Below are 16,661 nucleotides of genomic sequence, written 5' to 3' on the forward strand. Positions count from 1 at the left end.
TTTATTTCCCAGCGATGTTGAATACGTCTTTGTTTGCTTCAATCCATTTCAAAAGACGAGTGACACCTTCTTTTGGTAAAATTTTAGGATTGAATCCAAACTTTTTTGCTTCTGAAATATCACAAATGAAATAACGCATATCACCAGGTCGCTCCACTTCAAAAAGGATTTCCTGTTTTTTCCCAAGAATTTCACCAATTAAGGTAATACATTCTAGCAAGGAAATTTTATGTGGGCTTGCTCCCCCGATATTGTATACACCAGGGATTGGATTTTTGAAAAATTCAAGATACGACTTTGCTCCGTCTTCAGCATGTAAGATGTCACGTGTTTGTTTGCCAGTTCCAAAAATTCTAAGTGGTAATCCAAATACAGAACGAATTGCAAAGTTAGCAACCCATCCATGGTCTTCACCGCCAAACTGACGTTCGCCGTAAATTCCTGTGAATCGAAAACTTGCAGCTTTTACTCCATACATATCTGTATAGGAGCGAACATAATGTTCTGCACTCATTTTTGATGCATGTAGAGGAGATATTTGGCCAACCATCGTTGGATGAGTAACAGGGATTTCGACTGGCTCACGGACGTAAGAGGTTTTATCTTCTTTTAAGCTATCATTGATTGAATTTCCGTACACATGAATAGAAGAAGTGTTTACGACAGGAATTTTATGTTTCCGCGCTGCTTCCATCACATTAAAAGTTCCAATTACGTTGGTTGAAAAATCAAGCTCTGGGTCTTCCCAAGAGATCGTCATTGCTGGTTGTGCAGCAGTGTGAATGATATAATCACAATCGGCACTTCGATCCATCAGATGTTCAAGATTACGGATATCACCTTTCACCATTGTGACACCAAGTGATTTGAGATAATTCCAATTATAATCTCTAGTCGCATCAGATCCGTAACCAGTTCTTTTTAACTCATATTTTGTCATGTTATCAAAACTGACAACATCCCAACCTTCTTTACGAAATAATTCACAAACATGCGAACCTAAAAATCCGCATCCACCTGTAACCAATACTTTATTCGCCATCGCGACTTTCTCCTAGGAAAAACTTTTTTGATAATATCAATTTGAATATTTGGAATGAATCAGAAATCATATCTCGAAGACGATATTCGATCTGCCCTACTGGCTTAAAATAAGACACAGGAATTTCTATACATCGCATATGTGATCTAACGATGTCAATCATCAGCTCAACAATAAACTTTCTGTCTTCGACAACAAGTTGTGATCTGACTCGGTCATAGGATTCTCGCCAAACAGAGAAAAATTGGCAGTCGACATCTGTAAATCTAGGTTCTTGTCCCCACCAAAATACTTCGACAAGTTTGCCCATCAGTAAATTCACCAAACGATACAAGGGTTTTAGATTTGAGCCTTGTTCTATCATCTGCCTTGTGGTTCTTGTGCCAATAACCATATCCGAATCCTTCATATATTCCAGAAGTTTCGGATAATCTTTAGAACGAAAAGATCCATCGGGTGATACAACTACTAAAATATCTCCCGTTGCATATTCAATTCCCCTTCTCACTTGTTCACCTAATCGAGTAGGATCTCCATCACCAGGGAAAGTATATGTTTTTACTTTTTCTTTTTTTGCAAGCGAGAGAGTATCATCTGTTGATTCATTGTCAATGACTATGATTTCATTAAACTTATCTTTAAAATCAACAATCACATCGGTAATGGAACGTTCATGATTATTGGTTGGAATGATAAGGCTAGTTTTAAACTTAGAAAACAAATCATTTCTTACTTCATAAACAGCGTGGTAATAATCCTGCATTGAATTGATGTTAAAGTATTCACAATTCAACATCGTTGCATATACACCACCCGTTGACTCTTTTGCCATTTTATCGATAACATCTGTTATCTCAATGACACCCGATTTTGGTGAAGGAGGTGTTTTTTTAAAAAAATCAAAGTATTCAGGTGTAAAAAAATAACTTCCTAATCCCAAAAGTTCGTTAGGTGGATTTTCTGGTTTTTCTACCAAATTCAGAATTTTGTCTTCAGACAGTACAACGGAATAATTTTTACGAATACGAGACAAAAGAGAAGTTTTGACAACTCCGATGGAAGCAGCCATTTTTGGATGTTTTTTCAAAACTTTTAAAAAGTTTTCATGGTCAGTTCGGTAATAAAACTCATCACCCAAAATAGTTAAAAATGGCTCTCGGATCGTTTTTTCGAGGCTGGCCACATCCGATGCAAGTCCTCGTTCTGTCCAATCCACGGGTTCGATCACAACTTTGGGAAGTGCCAATCGAATTTGTTCTAATTCACTGATAATCTGTTCTTTGAGATGTCCCACAAGGACATATACCTTTTCGATTCCAAAGGTTTTGACCATTAACTCCACGTTTCGATGGAGGATGGTTTTACCTTCTATGACAAAAAGGGGTTTTGGAATAAAACTAGTGCGGGGGTAGGCTCTTGTGCCTTTTCCAGCTGCGGCTATCACCCCAATTCTGATCTTTTTCAATGTAAAAGGAAAGTCCCTGGAAGGAACGTTTGGGTCAATTAGAAAAGGATCGTTTCCATTGGTAGAATTGGAGTTCCTGGTTCCGTTTGAACCCTGAAAAAGACTCCCAATTCCCTTTGGAAGGGTTCCAAATTTTTGCGGGTGGTTTTCCCCCCAAACCATTCAAATGGAAGCCCCAAAACCCCTCCGTAACCTCAGGAGCGTCAGGGATTTGTACGGCGACAGGGTTCCCAACTGTGTGGTCCAATCGGAAACGGAAGGGAAGATTTGTTTCGGTACCGAGTAAGGATTCGGAGATCACCCACTGGTCTTTTTCATTTTTCCTTAGGTGGAATACCAAATGGTCACAATCAAACCTGCGTAAGAGGGCAAATTTGGCATCCCAAAGCGTTTTGGCTCGGATCTGACAAGCTTCTGGAACTAAGATCCAATTGTCACCTTCCTTCGTCATTTTCCCTACAAACAATACTTCTTCCCAACCAAAGGTTTTTTTGTACCGAAGTTCTTGGGCATTGTAAAAAGACTTTCCCTTTTCAGAAAAAATTTCTATCCCTAAAAGTAAGTATCCGTTTTCAGTTGTTTGACGGTCTGAAAAATACAATCCTTCAATTGACTTTCCATAAAAAGGATTCGTCCAAAGAATGGAGAGAGTAAGGAAAAGTAAAATCGCTAAATTATGATGCATTTTCGAAAAAAAATCTTACTCCCTTTTTTCTTTTTAATCACTTCATTCTCACATTGCAATCCGGTTAATTCTGAAATTGGGAAAAATGATGACCTCATTTTGTTACTTGGAGCGTATTCCTTACTGGGAGCCAATTGTTTTTCTGGCCCTGATTTATGGGCACGCGATTTGCGAACTCAAAGTAGTGTATGTGTTCCAGTCGAACTTGTTAGTTCTGGCAACTACATAGAAGTGTACAAAGAAAAATCCTTATCGTTAAACTTTAACTTAGTCCAATTTGCTAAAGATTTTGATACCATCACATATCCCAAATTGATTGAAACATTTGGAACACCGAGTGACGTCGATGGTGATGGGAAAGTTAAAATATTAGTGATGGACATCAAAGATGGAGCAACGGCTAACAGCGCCTATGTTGCAGGATATTTTGATCCTATAAATTATTTTCCAGATAATTTCCTACTACGGGTGAGATCAAATTTTGCAGAAGTTTTGTACTTAGATGGAAAGGAACTGATCACAGCAAATACCAAAGACCCAAATGCATTTGCATCAACAGCAGCACACGAGTTCCAACACTTACTAAGATTCCCAAGGATGTATGAAGCAAATCAATCAGACGAATTGTGGATCAATGAAGGTACAAGTGAAGTTGCAAGTGACATTGCTGGGTATGGACCGCAAACAAGTCGTTTGGATTGTTATTCAGGTGTAAACGACTCTAGATGTGATGACGGAATCAACGGGGTTTCCTTATTAGATTGGAATAGCAGTAGTTCGGATGTTCTAAAACAATATTCCTTTGCTTATGTATTTATGAGATACCTCTATGATAGTTCCGGAACGAATGATACTCAAAGGAAACAATTTTTTCGTAATACTGTAATTGGGGTTGGTGGCACTCGTGCCAATGCCACTGGTAATCTTATGAATGTATTCAAAACCAGTGCAAATTATGATTCAACTGTACTAACCAGTACAAATTCAGATATGTTTTTTCGATTGTTTGCAGTTCTCTCAGCACAGAGTTTTGGGATTGGGAATGTATCTTCTGTCCAACAAGTCGCAAGTGATGGGCAAGGAGCAACAACCGTTGATTTGTCAGGAGTTTTGACTAAATACCCTCTTTCTTCTAGTTTGAATCGACTTGTCTCAAACCCTGTGACACCAACAACTAGTAAAACGACAATCAAACAAGGAGCTGCAAACTTTTACACTTCCGCAACCCCTACTTTTTCAGCTCCCGATACTCGGAAGAACTATGGTCGACTAACAGGGATTTCACAAGGAATTGTTTTTTGGGCAGACTCACCCCAAGGATTCAATACAAGCCTTAAATACGTCCCAGGACAAGATGATACCCCCATTCAAAATCCAGGCAAACCTAGATCACTTAAATCAGTCATTGAAAATTCAACTCAAAATGGGATGACCCCAATTTGTGGAATTGAATTTACAAACGATTTGGCTCATACTTACGAAAGTATTCCAATAAAATAGAACGCATTAAACTTCTATAACAATCTTTGGCGACGTGTCCGCCATCAGCATACGCATTACAATTATAAGAAGGATCATGTTTCAATTTTAAAATCGAATAGTTATGATTTTTGGTAATGGAATCAATTTCCGTTTCCCATGTTTTTACAAGAGATTCTTTTTCCATCAAGGATTCAAAATCAGGAGACGACAAAGGCCATACGATCACTGCCTTGATTTTTTCTTCTTGCAATCGGTTTAGAATTTTTTCATAAAATCCAAATTGCATATTACTCCTTTGGTAAGATGCAAACAACCAATCAAGTGTTCTATGGCTTGTTAAAAGGAGGGCGTTGGAATCTTTTTCCATGTAATTATCAATGGGAGACAAACCATTCCCATTATGAGAAATTATATAATCATAAGTTGACTGGTGCATTCCTAGCACATTATCTAAATATGGATTTTTGTAATTTTTCCACATTTGGTCTATATAAGGTTTATATGTTCCAACTGCGAAAAGTTTGCGACCAAGGTAAAAGGAAACATGGTCTTTTCCAAACAAAGATAAATTAGAAAGAACATAACCTAAATCAAAACTATAAGTTAAATTCGAACTTTTGAAAACAGAGTTTTGATTGAATTGGTTTGGATCAGTTTCCATGATCACAAGGTCAGGTTTGATGCCTGCATCTAATATTTTTGTGAGTTGAAAATCGTAATAGGCTGGAGTTGTGACTGCCGAAGATAAATTGTAAATTTCCCAATCAGGGTAAAAAGATACTAACTCATCATAATCAAAATACAACAAACGAGAAGATCCTAAAATCAGCATGATTTTTTTCGTTTTAGGAGAGTTTACACCGGGTTTCTCTTTTAATAATTTTTCTAAAAAATCTGATTTGGCTTTATAATTAACAGCTGTTAGGTCAATCTTGGCGAGTGTTTGGATGTATGGGATCCTAAAAATAGAATCCACTAAAAACAAAAAAATCAAAAGGTAAACTGGATAAAAAAGGAACCGTGCCTTGAGCATATCTGAAAGGAGAAAGGAAACGGATTAAAATGTAAAGCGAATTGAGATAACTCCCTCAGACTTTCGAATGAGGGAGTAAGTGATTATGCTACTTGTGTACGAGCAAGTTTGCGTTTCTTTTTGAGACTTAGGAACCAATCATCAGCCTTACGAACGTGGCTTACTAACTTTTTCACGTGTTCTCTATTTTCTGGATTTAAGATTTCACGTGCTTCTTGGATGATTTCTTCCACTGTCTTCACATGGAATGTGAAATAACTAGTAAAGAGTTCATAATACTCTCTATCAGTGTTTTCCCAATCCTTTGATTGAATGTCATCAAACAATTCAGATAACTGTGGTATGTCGATCTCAGGTGTCGCATCAAAATGATTGTTCATCATTGCGATACGGTCTGTTATATCAGTTAATTTCTGGAAATAAGATTCCAATTCAGGATATTCCATCTTCCAACCCTCCTTAACAACCCTTACTTTTACCAGGATTTTAGAAAGGGTCGAGAGATCAAGTTTTTTTCATAAATTTGCTGATATCTGGATTCTGTTTTAAAAATTCTTTTAAGAGGACAGCTTGTCCATCCCAAGCATCTTTTGCACTTTCCAACCACACATTTGATGATTCGTTATCAGGGAATCCTCCATTAACAATCGTTAATCTGGATTGATTGGGTGAGATAGATTCGAAAATTAATTGTAAAAAAACATCTCCTGCGGGATGGTCTTTCCACTCCATCACAAGTTCACGAAGAGGTTCTATTTTTTTATAAGTTCCATGTGAAGTGAAATTTCCTTCAAGTCCAAGTTTCCAAGTCCAAGAAAACTCCCCTCCTACTTTTGGCCTACCACGTACTTCATCTGCCAACCAATGCACTAACACTTCATAAACGGTGACCGCTGACCATAAACGTTCAATTGGTTCATCAAATGTAAAAATAGACTTGGTTTCTCTCATAGACAGAGAAATACGTTTGGAAGCTTAGTTTGGCAAGATGTTTTTTAAGCAATAAAATCCCAATGGATGGAAATAATACCCTTCCATTGGGAATGATTCTGATTTAGATATTTAAATTGTTGGGCCTTACATAAACAGATTGAACAACGCTGATATTTCGCATCTGGAAGGCAGCTGCACAATATGCTAAATAGTATCTCCACTTACGAATAAAGGTTTCGCTATATCCTTGGTTTCTCACTTCTGTTAGATTTTCTTCAAACGCTTTTAACCACAAACGAAGCGTTTTTGCATAACTGAGTCCCATATCTTCTAAATTATGAAGATACATGTCACCTGTACGGTTAATGGCTTGGTTCATTCGGCCAATGGATGGCAAAAGTGATCCTGGAAAAATATGTTTTTGGATAAAATCAATTCCCTTTTTAAAAGAAGTGAAGCGAGCATCCGGGCAAGTGATCACTTGTAAAGCCATGATTCCATCTTGTGTGAGTAAATCTTGGCATTTTTGAAAGAAGGTTTCGTAAAATGCATCTCCTACTGCTTCTAACATCTCAACTGATACTAATTTTGTATATTTACCTTCAATTTTACGATAATCCTGAATACGAATCTCAATTTTGTCGGATAAACCTTCTTTTTCAATCCTTTCCTTCGCAAATTTGTATTGTTCTTCTGATAACGTAACAGTAGTTACTTTACATCCATAGTTCTTTGCTGCGTGTATAGATAAAAATCCCCATCCACTTCCAATTTCCAATAAATGATCTTTTGGATTTAGTTTTAACTTTTGACAAAGTTTATCAACTTTAATCGTTTGTGCTTCTTCCAATGACTGGTCGAGAGATTCAAAATAAGCAGAACTATATGTCATTGTAGGATCAAGAAATAATTTATAAAAACTATTTCCCAAATCGTAATGTTCCACAATATTCTTTTTACTACCAGTTAGTGTATTCCTTCGGAGGAAATGTAAGAACTTATTTCCCAAATTGAATAAATCCAAATGGAATAGTTTTTTCTTGGCTCCAGATAAATTTGGAGCTTCGTCCACATTCAATATAAACCAAGAAATTACATTTTCAATGGAGTCTGTATCCCAATCTCCAGTTAAATAAGATTCGGAAAATCCAATATCACCATGTAACACTGATTTTTTGAAGAATACAGGATTTTTAACATGGATTAATGCCGAGTGAAACTTTGGATCAAACTTACTATTGGTATCTCCTAATATCACTTGTTCTCCACTGGGGAGAATCATTCGAAGGGATCCACGTTTCATGGAACTCATCGCTTTAAAAAATATTTTCCTGTAAATTGGATATTGTTCGGTAACCGACTTATCCTTTAGTTCAATAAAAAGCTCTGAATCAATCGTTTCTTGTAAAAGGGACTGGTTCGCTGATTTTTCCAAGGGGAACTCCTGTTTGTTTCTCTAAGTTTTGGTGTTTCTTTATATAAGGGGTATTTTTGATCCACAACTTGAATGCTTGCCAATGAATCAATGTTATTATTTTGACGGTAATAATTGGAAATTGGATGAAAAGTTTTAATAAGTATTTCGTTTGAAAGCGAATTTTTTTTCCTATAAAGGACGTAATCAAAATTCGTTTCCCATCTTCATAAGAGTCGACTCCGATCTGTAATTTTTCATTGGGTACATTCAGTCGAAATTCAAATTCGGAATCTAAGGCAATGAATGGAGAGACATAAAAGTTCTTTGGTTCTCGTATGTATACCTCGGGGTCTGCAATGGTTCCCTTACTTTTTTGGAATTTCCCAATGTATGGTTTGATTTCCCCAAAGGTATTCCCTACTTCTGCAATTGCAACAAGTGGTTCCCCCAATGTATCAAAACAAAAGTAAAAACTAACAGGATTGAACACATAACCTAAAACTCTTAGATTGGTTAAGAGGAAAATTTTACCAATTGGTCCTTTGACACCCGAAGCTTCCAAAAACGTTTTTACATTTTCATAAATGGATTCTTTTCCGAATTGTAAATGGTCTTTGTCATAAAAGGAAAACAAATTCCACCGATTTCTGGAAAACAAAAAACTAGACTTCGCCAAGTTATCAATTTCTTCCAAGTCCAAATAAAAATTAAATATTTTATATTGGAATTTGTTTTGTGTGGGAGCGGTACGCATATGAAATACGTCCGCTTCATACATAGAGGAATTTAAGTCCATGGGTCTCTTTTTAAAATACTTTTTGATACATTCACTGCAGACAAAAATCCATCTTCATGGAATCCATATCTAAAATAAGCACCTGCATAAAAAATTGGCCCATCTTCATTTAACATGGGCAAACGATTTTGACCAAGAGACGCTTCGACCGAAAACAATGGGTGTTCATAATCTATTTTTTTGATTGTATGGCTTTGTTTCACACGACCTGGATCATTGATTGTTACAAAATAATTCTTCTTTTTGGATACATTTTGTAATCGATTCATCCAATAGATGGTGTACGGTTCCAATTTTCCACTGTTTGATTCAGTGATTTTATAATTCCAACTCGACCAACAAGATTTGATGGATGGCATATCGGAATCATCTGTATGTAATGTGGCTGTATTGTGTTGGTATTTGTAGAGAGGGAGTAATTCTTTTTCGAGTTTTGTTGGGTTTCCTAGTAATTTCGCGGAAATATGCCCATGAGTTGCAAGAAGGACTTTGTCAAAAACTTCCTTTTTCCCTTCAGGTAACACAAGTTCCACTTTTCCATTTGGCAATCGGTTCACGGCGAGTACTGGTGTATTCAATCGAAATCGGTCTTGGATGGGAGGAACAATTCGTTTTACATATTCTTTAGATCCACCGTCAACGGTATACCATTGGTGTTGTGTATGGAGTCCCAAAAATCCATGGTTGTAAAAAAATCGTATGAGTGATTTGGCAGGGAATTCCAACATTAAATCTGGTGGAGTGGACCAAACAGCCGAACTCATGGGAACCAAATAATAATTGAGAATGTCTTTTCCATACCCGAAGGTTTCCATATAACGACCCAAATTCCAATCATCGTATGTTGGATTATCCAAAATTTTAGGTGCTTCCGTATTAAATCGATTGATCTCGAGTAACATTTTTAAGTACCGAGGACGGAAGAGGTTTTTTTTCTGTGCAAATAAACCAGCAAGTCCAGATCCGCAAAATTCGAGTTTGGTGGGATCATATTGCACACTGAATGACATATCCGATTTTTTAGTCGGAACATTTAAGGTTTGGAATAAACGTAATAAATTGGGATACGTAACATGGTTGAATACAATAAACCCAGTATCAATGGGAATTTGGATTCCATCTTCTTCTACCATAACCGTATTGGTATGTCCGCCGATATAATCAGCATGATCAAAAATGGTTAATTCAAAATCGTTTTTTAAAAAGTAAGCAGAACCTAAACCTGCGATTCCAGTTCCAACAATTGCTAATGTTTCTTTCACTTGATTCCCTAATGGTGATTAGACCGTTAAGGAAAGAGTTGGTTCATCTGCAAATGTACTTCTTCTGATTTCTTTTTAGAAACTTCTCCAAAATTTTCAGCAACTGTACTCATGGTGATCCCACGTGATGAATTGATAAGAGATTCTTTCCCACTTGCTTTGATGATGGATTCTAAATCGCCACCTTGTGCTCCAAAACCAGGGATGAGAAAACATAACTCTGGGTGGCGCTTTCGTAAGGATTCAATTTCAGAGGGATGGGTTCCACCGACAACTAAACCCAATTGTCCAGGATAGGATTCTGCCAGGCGCGCCATTTGGTCACTCACCTCTTCGTACACGTACAAATCACTGGACCCAATCCTTAGTTTTTGAAAATCAGATGAACTTGGATTTGAGGTTAACCCTAAAACAAATAGATACCCACCCAAATCTAAGTATGGCACAAGGCTGTCTCGCCCCATGTAAGGATTCACTGTGAGGGCATCCACCTTTAAGGTTTGGAAAAAATACTTTGCATACTCTTTTGCCGTATTCGCAAGGTCCCCACGTTTGGCATCCATCACAATGGGGACTTCGGGGGAAATTTCCTTCATTAAGTGGACTGTATGTTCTAACGCAAAATAACCTTCTGCGCCGAGGCGTTCAAAAAAAGCAATGTTGGGTTTCCAAGAGACCGCGTAAGGATGGGTGTATCGAACGATGGTCTCAGCAAAAAAGACAAGAGGTGATTTTGAATCCAAACAGGGTTTTGGTAATTTTTCCAATTCAGGATCCATTCCAATGCATAATAAGGAACGTAATTTGTCTCTTCGGGAATGGAATTTGGTTAAAAATGAAGTCATGGATTGGATTTTGGTTCCTTGATTTTTTTCTTTTGTTTTCGTTTTTCTAATTCGAGAGGGATGTCTCTTTTTTTATAACGACCATAAATATGACCAGGGATGACTGCGACAGCTGTTAATGGGTTCACAACCACATCTCCAATAGCTCCACCCACATACGTAGAATAAGCAGGTGTTAACAATTCATAAGAGGAATTTAATTGAGCCATGTCCTCTTTCTCTGCAAAATAATTTAAGGCATCGTCAGATGCTTTTGCTTCATGGTAAAGAGCTCCAACAACGGGAATGGCATAAACAACTGCATACAAAGTCCTTTTTTCTCTTTGTGAAAAATCCTTTGCATGCCCACCTTCATGGATCACGACTGGTGGTAAGTCAGAGTAGACATTGATTGTATTGGTAAATGAATTATAATGATCACCACCAATCGTACCTGCGAACAATCTACCAGGTAAAAACGTATAGGCAAGGAGGGAGATGGATCCAAAAAAATATCGGATCACAGGGTTAATATTTTTGTTTTTGGGAAGTCTACGCCATTCAGAAAGAGGAGCATACTGGTTGAAACGTACTTTAACATCTCTTAGGTTGTTTTCTTTGATGTAACGAATTAAATATTCTTTGGTTTCTTTTGAAATATAATGGTTATCTGCTTTTAGATTCCATAATACCAATTTGGAGGGAAGAGAAAAAACCCAATTCCCCGTTTGGTCCAAAATCCAAATCGGTTCCCCTTCTTCAAATTGAGGATCATCTTCTGTAAATTCAGGGCTTGGATGGTAAGGATTTCCATAATTATATGGTTTTTCCAAGGAATAACAATTGGAAAAAAATACCAAACTCCCCAAAAATAAGATGAATCCATATCGTTTCATAAACTGTCTAAAATTTCCTTTAACTTTGGATCCACTGGCTCTTGTTTGGTGGGTGTTTGTTTTGGAATGATTTTTTGCTCCTCTAACTTTTGTGATTCGGTGGATTTTTCAGTGTAACCAGAACGTATTTCTAGTTGGGTAAATAGTTCTGTCAACGCATTTCGGCCCAATTGGTTTAATTGGTCTTCGCGGTTTCCACGAAATCCATTATAAGGCACATACCACAAAAGAGGTACAACAGTGATGATGCTACCTGTTAAAAAACAATTAGTAACCTTCGAATCAATTTCATCATAATAATTAATTTCTTCTTCGGCATAACCTCGGATTTGGATTTTTGCCTTTAACCGAACATAGGTTAAATTCCGAGAACAACGATCTAAAGATACTAATTGGAATTCCTCTACAAAAATAGAACCCCCTCTTTCAACAAGTAATGGGTACCGTGACTCTCGGATGGAAAGTTCTTTTCGGATGAGATAGGATAATGGGCCATATTCATTTTGTAGGGCTTCGGAATCAAAAAAATAGGGATCATACACTGCCATTTGCCTTCGATTTTCTTGTTTGACCTGGATGACAATATGATCCATTTTTTTTACAAAATCATATTCCCTTTCATTTGGGAAAACTCGGTACACTCGCAACGAAATCCCGCACTGCAAAAATCCAAAGAGAAACAAGAACAAACTTGAAACAGAAAGGATCCGATTAATAAACATAAGTATACCCAAAGTACAAATTCGAAATACCATAGGATCTCATTGGACGACCCTTCCCTCCATCTGCTTCGTAATACGCAGAACTCACAAAGTAATCCCTAACACCTGCAAGATAAGATTCTTGGTTTAAAGCACGAAGCCCTGGTGCTTGCGATTCATTGGCACGCCAATTGTATTGTATGGCTTGTAAACCCAGATGGAATTTATGATTCGGAAAGGGAACCCAATTCAATTGGGCATTCAGATTCAGCCCAACAATCGTCGTTAGAATTCGCTTTTCTGAGAATAAAGAATACACTTCATCTGTTGTGGTTCGTTCACCCCCAAATCGGCTCACTCCTCCACTACTTGTCAAACTATCTCTTCTATACTTTAAATTCCCAACGGGGGTAAAAAACAAATCACCACCCAATTCATAGGAATAATTCTCAAAAAACTGATGCACAAATTTAAAACCAGTACTTGGAGCCACATATTGGATTGTATCTCGGAAAAGTCCTGTTTGCCCCAATGATTGTGAATTCTGAGATGAATTTGTATTTAATGATCCCATTCGAAATCCAAATTCCCACACAAATCTCTTGTTATGCGAATATTCATCATGGACTAATACAGATAATTTATGGTCTGCACTATAAAATCGATCCGTTTGGAATCCTAGTTGGAAACCTGCAATGTCCCCCATCGAAAAAAAGTTTCTAGTGGTGTTAAACTGCATGTATACATATTCAATTCCCCACTTTTTGGAACTATGTTGGTAGGAAATCCTTGGAGAAAAAGTATCTGAATTTTTTCTAGTATCTTCCCATTCCAATTGGTAAGGAAGTGTGCGGATATTTTGGTATCCCATGGGGGACCTTGGAAAATAGGGAGTGCCCGCTTGGAAGGCAACTCTTCCATCATCTAACGCCCATTCCTTGCCGGAACGAAATCCTGCATTTTGGCTTAAAAAACGAAACCCGAATTCCCAAGTCCCATTCATAAATTCGAGTGAACCGTTCTTTGTCGTTGGTAAATTTTGGTTAGGTGCGAGATATACCGATTCGTTTTCTTTGGATTGAAAATTTTCCTTTCGTATCCGTTTGATTTTTTCTCGGATGAGGTTTGCTTTTTTTGGATAACCTCGTTCTTCGTACGATTCGGCTTCCAATTCCATCTCTGTTGCTTTTGTTTCTTGTGCAAACAATAGATTTGTACTTCCCAAAAGGGAAAAACAAAAAATGAAATTGGAAACGAATCGAAATTTCACAAAGTTTTAACCTTTTCGTTTGATATAAGCTTTTGCAAACTCAGGTAATACAAAGGCAGCTTTGTGGATTTCAGGGCTATAGTACTTAAGTCCTTTTGGAACTCGTTTTGGATCAGGTGTGACCGAATACGGATCAATTGCATTCGATAAAAAAGTAAACCCAATGATTCCGGAAGGGTAAGTTGGAATCGTTGTGTAATAGTATCCATATTCAGGAAAAATTTTCGGAATGAATTCAAAGAGTGAAGTGATCACATCACCATGGTACCAAAACGATTCTGCTTGAGTGGCAATGATCCCAGTAGGTTTTAAGGCACTTGCCATATCACGAAAAAAAGGTTCCTTAAATAAAACTTCTGCAGGGCCCACAGGGTCACTAGAATCCACAAGGATCACATCAAAACGACCTTTGTTGTCTCTTGCGAATTTGGCTCCATCATCATAATGGTGAATGACTTTTGGGTCTTTCATGGCATCTGCACATTCTGGAAAGTATTTGTAACTGATGTCTACAACGGCTTTGTCAATCTCACACAAAACAACTTCTTTGACAGATGGGTGTTTTAATACTTCACGAACAGTTCCCCCATCCCCTCCTCCAATCACAAGGACAGATTCTGGATTGGGATGGCTCATCATTGGGATATGCGCAATCATCTCATGATAAGAATGTTCGTCTTTGTTTGTAACCATTGTTACACCATCTAAAGTAAACATACGACCGAATGATTGTGTTTCAAATATATCAATTTTTTGGAACGGAGATTGTAGGCTTTCGATTGTCTTTGTTACTCGGTAACTGACGGCTCGCCCTTTTTCTAATTCCAATTTTTCTGTGTACCAAATCTCCATTAAATGCTCCTATGGATTCTCTCTTTGAACCAGAATAGGAATGGGAAGAAGAAGGTGTAGTTTTTTTTAAAGATTTAGGAATGGGAAAGCTTAAAAATTGAACTTGGCGGGAATCGGTCAGTACCATTCCATAGATTTGTATGCAGAAATATTCTCGCGTTTTTTACCTAGTTGGTTTTTTAGCGATGCCACTCTTTATTTTACTTTTGGTTTTTGGCTATATCAAAATCAACCAAATGGCAAGTGAAGAAATCCATTGGGGCCATAATAAATCGTTTGCGTTTGGACAAGCTTCAAGAGAAGGAAAACTCATTTTATTATCCGTAACAAAATCACGTTGTGAAATGTTAAAAGGATTGGAATGTGGGGAAGGAAAACCAGACCTCGGCACCTATGTCCTACTCAACTTCACTCCACGTGACAACGAATTCCAAACCCTCATTTTGGATGATCGTTTTGCCTCACTCAAATCTGACCCTCTGCCTCAATATTTTCTGTTGAATGCTTCGGGCGAAATTAGGCATACCTCGAACCAACTTCCCAGTGTAGAAGAAATGCAAAAACTCCCGAAAAAAGAAACTTCTCCTTAAAAATTTAAAAAAAGCTCTTGCAACTTCCAACTTCTCCTATACCCTATGGGGTATAGGATTTCGGAGGATTTATGTTAGGGTTAACCGTTCACAGAAAAAAAAGTTTTGAAGAAACCATAAACGATACAACGGAAGCGTTAAAAAAAGAAGGGTTTGGAGTTTTGACTACCATCGACGTCAAACAAACCTTAAAAGACAAAATTAACGTTGATTTCAAACGTTATACCATCCTTGGTGCATGTAACCCAAGTTTTGCGCACAGAGCCCTACAAACCACGGACGAAATTGGAATGTTGTTACCATGTAATGTGGTAGTGACAGAAGAAAAAAATGGTGAGATCAAAGTTTCTATTTTTGATCCCATGACAATGACTAAACTCGTGCAAAATTCCGAACTGGAAACGATCGCCAAAGAAGTGCAGGACAAACTTGTACGAGTGATCCACCACCTCCACGAATAAAGTACTTTTTGTAATTGTTTCTCCATTAACGGGGGCGCCTCGCCAATGGATGAGAATTTCGCATTCTTTCCATTAGGTGATCCCGCCTCAAACCAAATTACTGAATACGTACTGTTGGTATTGGTACGACCGTAACAAATACCACTTTGGAAACAATTGATACTATTTTCCTTCTTCTTTTTCAAGAATTGCATTTACTAATGAATTTAAATCTAAAACATAATTCGCCATAGCAAATTTATTTGTATAAATGTCGTCTTCAAAATAAAAATTGGAAAAACCTACAAACTCGCCTTTAATATTAAATAGTAAACCGGGATCCGGTATAATTCTTGATCTCGATGAGATCAAGAGACTTTCCCTAGTTGAATATTCATTTTGAGGATAAATTTCATCACTAATATTGATTTTTGAAATGGATGTTAAAGCATTTACAGATTTATCTTTCTCATTGTGAGTAATTAGAATTAGAAATTGCCCAATTTTCAATTTTGAATCATTGTTGAAGCGAATTGGTTTTAAAATCACATTATTTGCGACTTTTAAGATTGCGAGATTATTCTTTTCGTCTATACCTACTAGTTTGCCAGGAATTTTTCTTCCGTCTGCGAAGGTAATTTCAAAATCGGAATTAAATTTACGAAGTGCATAACGATTAATAATTATGAGTCCATCTAAATTGAATATAAATCCTACTCCGAGTTGCCTCGAAAGAACATTTTCTGAATTTGTTTTCTCTTGATTCTTTACACTAACAATTACAATTGATTCCTTAACATCATTGAATATAAATTCAGGTAATTGATTTAAAATTGATTCATCTATATTTGAATTTATATTCTGTGAGAGTATTATATTACTTTGAAGTATAAAAATAATATTGATAATCCATTTAATAGCGTATTTCATATTTCCTCCCATTTTGCCCTATTGACGCATAACTTGGAGTTAT

18 protein-coding genes are annotated in these 16,661 nt (G+C 37.1%); 3 read left to right on the forward strand and 15 right to left on the reverse strand.

The genetic code is table 11. The features are described from left to right. Position 1: 1 nt before the first annotated feature. The 3 genes from ND855_RS17505 to ND855_RS17515 are packed head-to-tail and all read right to left on the reverse strand — an operon-like array spanning position 2 to position 3,192. The gene (locus ND855_RS17505; RefSeq protein ID WP_100715920.1) at positions 2 to 1,042 is read right to left on the reverse strand and encodes an NAD-dependent epimerase/dehydratase family protein; all 1,041 of its coding nucleotides are present in this window, start codon (positions 1,040 to 1,042) and stop codon (positions 2 to 4) included. Further along, complete coding sequence (locus ND855_RS17510; RefSeq protein WP_265359518.1) at positions 1,032 to 2,507, reverse strand: sugar phosphate nucleotidyltransferase; 1,476 nt, start codon at positions 2,505 to 2,507, stop codon at positions 1,032 to 1,034. Before ND855_RS17510 ends, ND855_RS17505 begins: the two co-directional genes overlap by 11 nt. Before the next feature lie 34 nt (positions 2,508 to 2,541). Next, entirely contained in the window at positions 2,542 to 3,192 is a 651-nt protein-coding gene (locus ND855_RS17515; RefSeq protein ID WP_265359519.1) for a hypothetical protein, read from the reverse strand. On the opposite strand from ND855_RS17515, the gene ND855_RS17520 reads away from it, so the two are divergent. Then, complete coding sequence (locus ND855_RS17520) at positions 3,184 to 4,692, forward strand: peptidase MA family protein (protein WP_265359520.1); 1,509 nt, start codon at positions 3,184 to 3,186, stop codon at positions 4,690 to 4,692. The two genes, ND855_RS17515 and ND855_RS17520, sit on opposite strands and share 9 nt — an antisense overlap. Here ND855_RS17520 and ND855_RS17525 read toward each other — a convergent pair. The 11 genes from ND855_RS17525 to speE form a co-directional block, all read right to left on the reverse strand. After that, positions 4,646 to 5,707 carry a DUF1574 domain-containing protein gene (locus tag ND855_RS17525; protein ID WP_265359521.1) on the reverse strand — a complete coding sequence of 354 codons (1,062 nt, stop codon included), beginning with the start codon at positions 5,705 to 5,707 and terminating at the stop codon, positions 4,646 to 4,648. The two genes, ND855_RS17520 and ND855_RS17525, sit on opposite strands and share 47 nt — an antisense overlap. 83 nt (positions 5,708 to 5,790) lie before the next feature. Continuing rightward, on the reverse strand, positions 5,791 to 6,153 hold the full coding sequence (locus ND855_RS17530; protein WP_265359522.1) for a PLU-1-like domain protein: 363 nt from the start codon (positions 6,151 to 6,153) through the stop codon (positions 5,791 to 5,793). 58 nt (positions 6,154 to 6,211) lie between these two features. After that, the gene (locus ND855_RS17535; protein WP_265359523.1) at positions 6,212 to 6,658 is read right to left on the reverse strand and encodes an SRPBCC family protein; all 447 of its coding nucleotides are present in this window, start codon (positions 6,656 to 6,658) and stop codon (positions 6,212 to 6,214) included. A 103-nt stretch (positions 6,659 to 6,761) separates the two neighbouring features. Further along, a complete protein-coding gene (locus ND855_RS17540) occupies positions 6,762 to 8,075 on the reverse strand; it encodes an SAM-dependent methyltransferase (protein WP_265359524.1) in 1,314 nt (437 codons plus the stop codon). Next, positions 8,032 to 8,835: a DUF1365 domain-containing protein gene (locus ND855_RS17545; protein WP_265359646.1), complete on the reverse strand. Its 804-nt coding sequence runs from the start codon at positions 8,833 to 8,835 to the stop codon at positions 8,032 to 8,034. The genes ND855_RS17540 and ND855_RS17545 overlap by 44 nt, the downstream gene beginning before the upstream one ends. Positions 8,836 to 8,843: 8 nt before the next feature. Continuing rightward, positions 8,844 to 10,115, reverse strand: coding sequence for an NAD(P)/FAD-dependent oxidoreductase (locus ND855_RS17550; RefSeq protein WP_265359525.1), 1,272 nt, complete (start codon positions 10,113 to 10,115; stop codon positions 8,844 to 8,846). A gap of 26 nt (positions 10,116 to 10,141) precedes the next feature. After that, a complete protein-coding gene (gene pyrF / locus ND855_RS17555) occupies positions 10,142 to 10,960 on the reverse strand; it encodes an orotidine-5'-phosphate decarboxylase (protein WP_265359526.1) in 819 nt (272 codons plus the stop codon). Then, positions 10,957 to 11,835: a hypothetical protein gene (locus ND855_RS17560; RefSeq protein ID WP_265359527.1), complete on the reverse strand. Its 879-nt coding sequence runs from the start codon at positions 11,833 to 11,835 to the stop codon at positions 10,957 to 10,959. The genes pyrF and ND855_RS17560 overlap by 4 nt, the downstream gene beginning before the upstream one ends. Then, positions 11,832 to 12,557 (reverse strand): hypothetical protein, encoded by a 726-nt coding sequence (locus tag ND855_RS17565; protein ID WP_265359528.1) that lies wholly within the window; start codon positions 12,555 to 12,557, stop codon positions 11,832 to 11,834. Before ND855_RS17565 ends, ND855_RS17560 begins: the two co-directional genes overlap by 4 nt. Beyond that, positions 12,547 to 13,806 (reverse strand): hypothetical protein, encoded by a 1,260-nt coding sequence (locus tag ND855_RS17570; protein ID WP_265359529.1) that lies wholly within the window; start codon positions 13,804 to 13,806, stop codon positions 12,547 to 12,549. The genes ND855_RS17565 and ND855_RS17570 overlap by 11 nt, the downstream gene beginning before the upstream one ends. 6 nt (positions 13,807 to 13,812) lie before the next feature. Next, the gene (speE, locus tag ND855_RS17575) at positions 13,813 to 14,658 is read right to left on the reverse strand and encodes a polyamine aminopropyltransferase (RefSeq protein WP_100727913.1); all 846 of its coding nucleotides are present in this window, start codon (positions 14,656 to 14,658) and stop codon (positions 13,813 to 13,815) included. 140 nt (positions 14,659 to 14,798) lie between these two features. Here speE and ND855_RS17580 point away from each other — a divergent pair, with 140 nt between their 5' ends. Next, positions 14,799 to 15,248: a hypothetical protein gene (locus tag ND855_RS17580; protein WP_265359530.1), complete on the forward strand. Its 450-nt coding sequence runs from the start codon at positions 14,799 to 14,801 to the stop codon at positions 15,246 to 15,248. Positions 15,249 to 15,319: 71 nt separating this feature from the next. Continuing rightward, entirely contained in the window at positions 15,320 to 15,709 is a 390-nt protein-coding gene (locus ND855_RS17585; protein ID WP_100727911.1) for a DUF302 domain-containing protein, read from the forward strand. 162 nt (positions 15,710 to 15,871) lie between these two features. Here the strand turns inward: ND855_RS17585 and ND855_RS17590 are convergent, their stop codons facing one another. Next, a complete protein-coding gene (locus ND855_RS17590) occupies positions 15,872 to 16,618 on the reverse strand; it encodes a trypsin-like peptidase domain-containing protein (protein WP_265359531.1) in 747 nt (248 codons plus the stop codon). Positions 16,619 to 16,661 lie beyond the last annotated feature (43 nt).

The organism is Leptospira paudalimensis, from assembly GCF_026151345.1.
In the GTDB taxonomy this organism is placed as follows: Bacteria; Spirochaetota; Leptospiria; order Leptospirales; family Leptospiraceae; genus Leptospira_A; species Leptospira_A paudalimensis.

What these genes read in the sequence shown, in the direction of transcription:
- ND855_RS17530 (WP_265359522.1), bottom strand. Translation starts at nt 6,153, where the DNA reads ATGGAATATCCTGAATTGGAATCTTATTTCCAGAAATTAACTGATATA.
- ND855_RS17585 (WP_100727911.1), top strand. Translation starts at nt 15,320, where the DNA reads ATGTTAGGGTTAACCGTTCACAGAAAAAAAAGTTTTGAAGAAACCATA.
- ND855_RS17535 (WP_265359523.1), bottom strand. Translation starts at nt 6,658, where the DNA reads ATGAGAGAAACCAAGTCTATTTTTACATTTGATGAACCAATTGAACGT.
- ND855_RS17525 (WP_265359521.1), bottom strand. Translation starts at nt 5,707, where the DNA reads ATGCTCAAGGCACGGTTCCTTTTTTATCCAGTTTACCTTTTGATTTTT.
- speE (WP_100727913.1), bottom strand. Translation starts at nt 14,658, where the DNA reads ATGGAGATTTGGTACACAGAAAAATTGGAATTAGAAAAAGGGCGAGCC.
- ND855_RS17590 (WP_265359531.1), bottom strand. Translation starts at nt 16,618, where the DNA reads ATGAAATACGCTATTAAATGGATTATCAATATTATTTTTATACTTCAA.
- ND855_RS17565 (WP_265359528.1), bottom strand. Translation starts at nt 12,557, where the DNA reads ATGTTTATTAATCGGATCCTTTCTGTTTCAAGTTTGTTCTTGTTTCTC.
- pyrF (WP_265359526.1), bottom strand. Translation starts at nt 10,960, where the DNA reads ATGACTTCATTTTTAACCAAATTCCATTCCCGAAGAGACAAATTACGT.
- ND855_RS17520 (WP_265359520.1), top strand. Translation starts at nt 3,184, where the DNA reads ATGATGCATTTTCGAAAAAAAATCTTACTCCCTTTTTTCTTTTTAATC.
- ND855_RS17560 (WP_265359527.1), bottom strand. Translation starts at nt 11,835, where the DNA reads ATGAAACGATATGGATTCATCTTATTTTTGGGGAGTTTGGTATTTTTT.
- ND855_RS17580 (WP_265359530.1), top strand. Translation starts at nt 14,799, where the DNA reads ATGCAGAAATATTCTCGCGTTTTTTACCTAGTTGGTTTTTTAGCGATG.
- ND855_RS17545 (WP_265359646.1), bottom strand. Translation starts at nt 8,835, where the DNA reads ATGTATGAAGCGGACGTATTTCATATGCGTACCGCTCCCACACAAAAC.
- ND855_RS17505 (WP_100715920.1), bottom strand. Translation starts at nt 1,042, where the DNA reads ATGGCGAATAAAGTATTGGTTACAGGTGGATGCGGATTTTTAGGTTCG.
- ND855_RS17515 (WP_265359519.1), bottom strand. Translation starts at nt 3,192, where the DNA reads ATGCATCATAATTTAGCGATTTTACTTTTCCTTACTCTCTCCATTCTT.